This is a genomic window from Agromyces excoecariae, from assembly GCF_051715505.1.
Classification (GTDB): domain Bacteria; phylum Actinomycetota; class Actinomycetes; order Actinomycetales; family Microbacteriaceae; genus Agromyces.
In genome coordinates, this window is the sequence record NZ_JBPSLA010000016.1 from 170,632 (window position 1) to 177,369 (window position 6,738).

A 6,738-nucleotide genomic window follows, 5' to 3' on the forward strand; every position below is an offset into this window, starting at 1 on the left:
ATGTCCGAACAGCACGGCACGAACGAGGGCTCGCTCTGGGGTGCCCGTTTCGCCGGCGGCCCCTCGCCCGAACTGCAGCGCCTGTCGAAGTCGACCCACTTCGACTGGCAGCTCGCCCCGTACGACCTCGCCGGGTCGCGCGCGCATGCCCGCGCACTCGCCGCGGCCGGCTACCTCGAGGCCGAGGAGCTCGAGCGGATGCTCGCGGGCATCGACGCCCTCGAGCAGCGGGTCGCCGACGGCGAGCTCGTTGCGGCCGACGCCGACGAGGACGTGCACGGTGCGCTCGAGGCCGCCCTCATCGCCGAGGTCGGCCCCGAACTCGGCGGCAAGCTCCGCGCCGGACGAAGCCGCAACGACCAGATCGCCACGCTCGTGCGCCTCTACCTGAAGGACCACGCGATCACGATCGGGCGCATGCTCGTCCACCTCATCGACGCGCTCTCGGCGCAGGCCGATGCGCACCGCACGGCGATCATGCCGGGGCGCACGCACCTGCAGCACGCGCAGCCCGTGCTCCTCGCCCACCACCTGCTCGCGCACGGCTGGGCGCTCTCGCGCGACCTCGAGCGGCTCGTCGACTGGATGAAGCGCGCGGACGTCTCGCCCTACGGCGGCGGCGCGCTCGCCGGGTCGACGCTGGGGCTCGACGCGGCGTCCGTCGCCCGCGACCTCGGCCTCGCGAGGCCGGCCGAGAACTCGATCGACGGCACCGCGAGCCGCGACGTCGTCGCCGAGTTCGCGTTCGTCGCCGCGATGATCGGCATCGACCTCTCGCGCATCTCCGAGGAGATCATCCTCTGGAACACGCGCGAGTTCGGCTTCGTCACCCTCGACGACGCCTACTCGACCGGGTCGTCGATCATGCCGCAGAAGAAGAACCCCGACATCGCGGAGCTCGCGCGCGGCAAGTCGGGCCGGCTGATCGGCAACCTCGCGGGCCTGCTCGCGACGCTCAAGGCACTGCCGCTCGCCTACAACCGCGACCTCCAGGAGGACAAGGAGCCGGTCTTCGACTCGGTCGAGACGCTCGAGGTGCTCCTGCCGGCCTTCACGGGGATGATCGCGACCCTCACGTTCCACACCGAGCGCATGGCCGAGCTCGCGCCGGCCGGCTTCTCGCTCGCGACGGACGTCGCCGAGTGGCTCGTGAAGCGCCGCGTGCCGTTCCGCGATGCGCACGAGATCACGGGATCGCTCGTGCGGTACGCGGAGACGAACGGACTCGAGCTGCACGAGGTCGACGACGCCGCGCTCGCGTCGATCTCACCGCACCTGGTTCCCGAGGTCCGCGAGGTGCTCATGATCGAGGGGTCGGTCGCGAGCCGCGACGGCATCGGCGGTACCGCACCCGCGCGCGTCGACGCGCAGTTCGCCTCGCTCGCCGATCGCGTGCGGCACCTCGTCTCCGTCCTCCCGGGCGCGGACGACTGAGCATCGATCCGGCGACGGGCCCGATGAGCGAGGGCGAGCGGATGCCGTGGCCGGCGTCGCACTCCGAGCTCGTCCGACCGGACCGCGCCTGGTTCCGCCGCGACCCCGTCGAACTCGCGCCGCTGCTCCTCGGCGCCGTGCTCGGGTACGACGCCGGGGAGGGCCGCGTCGCGGTTCGCCTCTCCGAGGTGGAGGCGTACCGCGGGGTCGGAGTCGACCCGGGCTCGCACGCGTTCCGGGGCCGGACAGCTCGCAACGCGGTCATGTTCGGCGACGGCGGACACCTCTACGCGTACTTCACGTACGGCATGCACGTCTGCCTCAACGTCGTCTCCGGGGCGCCGGGCACCTCGGCGGGCATCCTGCTGCGCGGCGGGACCATCGTCGACGGAGTCGACCTGGCGAGGTCGCGGCGCCCGCGCTCGACGGACCGCGACCTCGCTCGTGGGCCGGCGCGCCTCGCGCAGGCGCTCGGCGTGCCCCTCGCGGCCAACGGCGCCGACCTGCTCGCGCCGCCGTTCTCGTTCGAGGTCCGCCTCGTGCCGCTCGCGCACGCGACGGGTCCACGGACGGGCATCAGCGGAGCCGGCGGCGCGGCGTCGTACCCGTGGCGGTTCTGGGTGCCGGGCGATCCGGGCGTCTCGGTGTACCGGCGGCATCCGAAATCGCACTGACCGGGCCGTGGCCCGCCCGCCGCACCGCCGCGCCGGAGGGTCGGTGAGGAGCCGCACGTTGCCGCCGCACGATCAGCGGATCGCGAGGTGGACGGCGAGCGCCGCGGCGCACGCCCAGATGAGGCTCGCGAACGTGCCGATGATGAAGCGTTCCCGCGCCTCAGGGGCCTCGAGCTCGGTGAATCGACCGACGCCCTTGACCGCCACGACGATCGCGAGGCCCTCCGGGAAGCCGGCGATGATCGTGCCCGCCGAGGCCAGCCGTTCGAGCACGCCGATCGTGAGTCCGCCGCGGAGGACCTCCCGGCGTGCCGGTGCGACGCCCGCGGGCGTCGGCACGTCGGAACGCACCGCGACGAGGATGCCGCCGTGCGCGCCGGGCGGCGTGCTGGAACCCATCGCGAGCTGGAGCGCGGTGGCGGCCGCCGGGCTCCCGCCGAAGACGGCCACGACCATGCCGAGGAGGCCGACGAGCGGAGCCGCGACCATGGGCACGTCGTCGGGCACCGTCGATGCCGCGACGATCGCGAGCGCCAGGGTGCCCGCCGCGGGCCACAGGTGGATGGGCCGGGGCCGGAGGTACGCCAGCACGGAGAGCACGGCCGACGCGCCGAGTGCGACGACGATCACCGCCCATCCGACGGCCGACATCGCATCGACGACGTTCACGGGTCCTCCGCTCTCCCGGGTTCGGGCCGGGCTGGGGTCGGGCTGGGTACGGGGCGCTCCGCCCTGGGGTCGCGTCGAGCATAGAGGCTGCCTCGGACGCGGCGGGGAGACCGCGCGCGCGTCCGCCTGCTGGAGGCATCGGCGCGCGTGGCCGGGCGGTCGGGGTCAGCCGCCGGAGCGTTCCACGTCGGCGTCTCGCCGATCGAGGGAACGGACGAGGCGAACGATCGCCGGTCGCGCGTCGTCGTCGGCCGACCACATCGCGGCACGGAGGCGCTGGCTCACCGCGGCATCCGAGATGCCCAGCAGTTCGGCCGCGCGCTTCTGCGAGCGGCCCGACCGCACGAGGTCGACGGCCTCCCAACCCTGCGGGCTCCGACGGTCCCGGAGGAGCAGGAGCAGCCGGACCACCGCCTCGACCTCGCTCGCGGGGAGGAGCCCTGCCTGGTCGCCGTCGGTCCGCAGCGCGAAGCGCGCCTCGGCACGCTTGGCGGCATCGACCGCCTCGCGCGCCGCGAAGAACGCGCCGCCGGTGGCCTTCCGGACGGCGTCGGGCAGCGGCTCGCGCACGTCGCCGATGCCGAGGCCGATGCTCCAGTGCCCGTCGCGCGCGAGGTGGAGCACGAGGTCGGTCGCGGTGTCGGCGTCATCGGTGAGCACCTGCAGTTCATCCCCGGCCGTCTGGTCGACGGGGAGGAGCAGGCGATCGGCGAACCGCTCCTGCAGCTCCTGCCGCATCGTCGACGAGCGGTCGACGTCCGCCCGGCTCCCGATCTGGTCTGCGGTGACGACGAACATCCTGCCTCCTGTTCAAGTTCACGGACTTGAATCCCATGAATGAAGTATAGAGACTTCAAAGGTGATGATCAAGGGTCAGGGCTTCAGCAGCACCCGCCCGCGCCGCTGCTACCCTTGCACTCGTGTCCGACCCCGCGATCCTCGCCACGCAGCAGAACGACCCCTCGTTCGACGACGTCTGGGAGGAGCTCCGCTGGCGCGGACTCGTCCACGTCTCGACCGACGAGACGGCCCTGAAGGAACTCCTCGCCGGCGACCCGATCACCTACTACTGCGGGTTCGACCCGACAGCGCCGAGCCTGCACCTCGGCAACCTGGTGCAGATCCTCACGCTCCGCCGGCTGCAGCTCGCGGGGCACAAGCCGCTCGGGCTCGTCGGCGGATCCACCGGCCTCATCGGCGACCCCCGGCCCACGGCCGAGCGCACGCTGAACACCAAGGAGACGGTCGCCGAATGGGTCGGCCGCCTCGACGCGCAGGTCAGGCGCTTCCTCTCCGCGGAGGGCGAGAACGCCGTCCGCATGGTGAACAACCTCGACTGGACCGCCGGCCTGTCCGCGATCGACTTCCTCCGCGACATCGGCAAGCACTACCGCGTCGGCACCATGCTGAAGAAGGACGCGGTGGCGTCGCGCCTGAACTCCGACGCCGGCATCAGCTACACCGAGTTCAGCTACCAGATCCTCCAGGGCTTCGACTACCTCGAACTCTTCCGGCAGTACGACTGCGTGCTGCAGACCGGCGGCAGCGACCAGTGGGGCAACCTCACCAGCGGCACCGACCTCATCCACCGCGTCGAGGGCGCGCACGTGCACGCGATCGGCACGCCCCTCATCACGAACTCCGACGGCACGAAGTTCGGCAAGAGCGAGGGCAACGCGATCTGGCTCGACGCCGACATGTGCAGTCCGTACCGCTTCTACCAGTTCTGGCTCAACACCGACGACGCCGACGTGATCGACCGGCTCAAAGTCTTCACGTTCCTCTCGCGCGAGCGCATCGACGAACTCGCCGGCAAGGTCGAGAGCGAGCCCTTCCGCCGCGAGGCGCAGAAGGTGCTCGCCCACGAGGTCACGACGCTGGTCCACGGCGCGGATGCCACGGCATCCGTCGTCGCGGCATCCCAGGCGCTCTTCGGACACGGCGACCTCGCCGGCCTCGACCGTGGCACGCTCGAGGCCGCGCTCCGCGAGCTGCCGCACACCGAGACCGAGGCGGATGCCACGGTCGTGCAGCTGCTCGTCGACACCGGCCTCGTGACGAGCCTCAGCGAGGGGCGCCGTGCGATCGCGCAGGGCGGGGTCTCGGTCGACAACGTGCGCGTCGAGGACGACGCCGCGCTCATCGGCGGTCGGGTCGACGCGGGCGGCATGGCGGTGCTCCGCCGGGGCAAGAAGACGCTCGCGGGCGTGTTCGTCCGGTAGGTCCCGATGGCGAGCGAGGCTGCGGACCGGCTCCTCGCACGGGTGTGGGCGGAGCTCGATCGGGATCCCGCTGAGATCTCAGCACTCGCGCCGCTGCCCGAGGCGCCATTGCCGGCGCGCCTCGACGTGTCGTCGCTGGCCGTGGCATCCGTCGCGGCCGCGAGCCTCGCCGCTTGGGCACCGGATGCCGCTGCCGGATCGATCCGGCTCGACGGTGCACGCATCGCGACCGCCTTCCAGAGTGAACGCGTCGCCCGGTTCGACGGCGAGCCGCCGTCCGTGTGGTCGCCGCTCTCGGGGTTCCGCCGTGCACGGGACGGCTGGGTGCGCACCCACGGCAACTACCCGCACCACGCGGCGGCGCTGCGCCGCGTGCTCGGCGTCGGCGCGCGGGCGGATGCCGCGGCGATCGACACCGCGGTCGCTCGACGGGACGCAGCGGAACTCGCCGAGGCGGTGACCCGGGCCGGCGGGATGTGCGTCGTCGTCGCCGCCGAGGATCCGCACGTGGATGCGGAGCTCCGGCGGCAACCGCTGGTCGAGCTGTCGCGGTTCGGCGACGCCGGGACGCCGCCGGCGCGCACGTCCGTCCCCGGCCTTCCGCTCGCGGGCGTGCGCGTGCTCGACCTGACTCGCGTGATCGCCGGCCCGGTCGCGACTCGAACCCTGGCGCTCCTCGGCGCGGACGTGCTGCGGATCGACCCCCCGTCGCCGGCTGAGCTGGAGTGGCAGCACCTCGAGGGTGGGCCGGGCAAGCGCTCAGCGATCCTCGACGTGCGATCCGCCGACGGGGCCGCACGCTTCGACGACCTGCTCGACGAAGCGGACGCGGTCGTGCTCGGATACCGGCCGGGGTCGCTCGACGGGCTCGGCCTCTCACCCGAGCGGCTCGCGGCCCGTCGTCCCGGGCTCGTCATCGGGCAACTCTCCGCCTGGGGATTCGACGACCCGGCGCGTGAGCGCGGGGGTTTCGACAGCCTCGTCCAGGCGTCGTCGGGTATCGCGTTCGTGGAAGGGGCGCCCGATGCGCCCGGTGCGCTGCCCGCGCAGGCACTCGACCACGCGACCGGCTACTTCCTCGCCGCGGCGGTGATCGCGTTGCTCGAGCGGCGCGCGACCGATGGCGGCACGTGGCTGGCACGGATGTCGCTCCGCCGAACGGCGGCAGAACTGCTCGGGCTGCCCAGGGGCGCCGAGCCGGGGCCCTCCGGACTCGATGACGCGTCGCGGGAATCGCACGTCGTGACGATCTCCGGCCCGGTGGGTCCGCAGCGCATCGCGGCTCCCGCCATCGTGTCGCCGGTGGGGGCGATGGCGTGGTCGACCGCGCCGCATCGATGGGGCTCGGATCGGCCATCCTGGGGGCCATGAGGCGCGACACGCCCGGGATGCGACCCCGAGTTGCGGCACCCCTCCGATCTCCGTAAAGTATTCATTCGTTGCCCCACAGGAGCGAGTGAAGCGAGAAGCTTCGCCTCCTCAAGCGGCACGATCCCGAACCCCTGATCCTCACGCAGGATCCCGGGTTCGAAGCATCCGAACCGGTCCCTCGGGATCATCGGATGATTGACGAACATCGCTTCGGATGATCGATCGCAGGGCGGTCGAGAACTCGGGTGCGTCCGTTCCTTGAGAACTCAACAGCGTGCACTATGTTCAATGCCAATTTTTGAACCCCGTTTCACTTCGGTGGATGGGATTCCTTTGATTGATGGACAATTTGATTTTTTGAGTCAGTT

6 protein-coding genes are annotated in these 6,738 nt (G+C 71.9%); 4 read left to right on the forward strand and 2 right to left on the reverse strand.

Features of this window, described 5'->3' with window-relative positions; translation table 11 throughout:
• The gene (gene argH / locus ACSJD1_RS16620) at positions 1–1,434 is read left to right on the forward strand and encodes an argininosuccinate lyase (RefSeq protein WP_438856393.1); all 1,434 of its coding nucleotides are present in this window, start codon (positions 1–3) and stop codon (positions 1,432–1,434) included.
• A 23-nt stretch (positions 1,435–1,457) separates the two neighbouring features.
• Positions 1,458–2,108 (forward strand): DNA-3-methyladenine glycosylase, encoded by a 651-nt coding sequence (locus tag ACSJD1_RS16625; protein ID WP_438856394.1) that lies wholly within the window; start codon positions 1,458–1,460, stop codon positions 2,106–2,108.
• Between the two features lie 72 nt (positions 2,109–2,180).
• On the opposite strand, the gene ACSJD1_RS16630 is transcribed toward ACSJD1_RS16625, so the two are convergent.
• Both ACSJD1_RS16630 and ACSJD1_RS16635 read right to left on the reverse strand, forming a co-directional pair.
• Entirely contained in the window at positions 2,181–2,777 is a 597-nt protein-coding gene (locus ACSJD1_RS16630; protein WP_438856395.1) for a hypothetical protein, read from the reverse strand.
• Between the two features lie 165 nt (positions 2,778–2,942).
• The gene (locus ACSJD1_RS16635) at positions 2,943–3,575 is read right to left on the reverse strand and encodes a DNA-binding protein (protein ID WP_438856396.1); all 633 of its coding nucleotides are present in this window, start codon (positions 3,573–3,575) and stop codon (positions 2,943–2,945) included.
• Positions 3,576–3,697: 122 nt separating this feature from the next.
• Here ACSJD1_RS16635 and tyrS point away from each other — a divergent pair, with 122 nt between their 5' ends.
• Positions 3,698–4,999 (forward strand): tyrosine--tRNA ligase, encoded by a 1,302-nt coding sequence (tyrS, locus tag ACSJD1_RS16640; RefSeq protein ID WP_438856397.1) that lies wholly within the window; start codon positions 3,698–3,700, stop codon positions 4,997–4,999.
• A gap of 6 nt (positions 5,000–5,005) precedes the next feature.
• Positions 5,006–6,370 carry a CoA transferase gene (locus tag ACSJD1_RS16645; protein ID WP_438856398.1) on the forward strand — a complete coding sequence of 455 codons (1,365 nt, stop codon included), beginning with the start codon at positions 5,006–5,008 and terminating at the stop codon, positions 6,368–6,370.
• Positions 6,371–6,738 lie beyond the last annotated feature (368 nt).

What these genes read in the sequence shown, in the direction of transcription:
- ACSJD1_RS16625 (WP_438856394.1), top strand. Translation starts at nt 1,458, where the DNA reads ATGAGCGAGGGCGAGCGGATGCCGTGGCCGGCGTCGCACTCCGAGCTC.
- argH (WP_438856393.1), top strand. Translation starts at nt 1, where the DNA reads ATGTCCGAACAGCACGGCACGAACGAGGGCTCGCTCTGGGGTGCCCGT.
- ACSJD1_RS16635 (WP_438856396.1), bottom strand. Translation starts at nt 3,575, where the DNA reads ATGTTCGTCGTCACCGCAGACCAGATCGGGAGCCGGGCGGACGTCGAC.
- ACSJD1_RS16645 (WP_438856398.1), top strand. Translation starts at nt 5,006, where the DNA reads ATGGCGAGCGAGGCTGCGGACCGGCTCCTCGCACGGGTGTGGGCGGAG.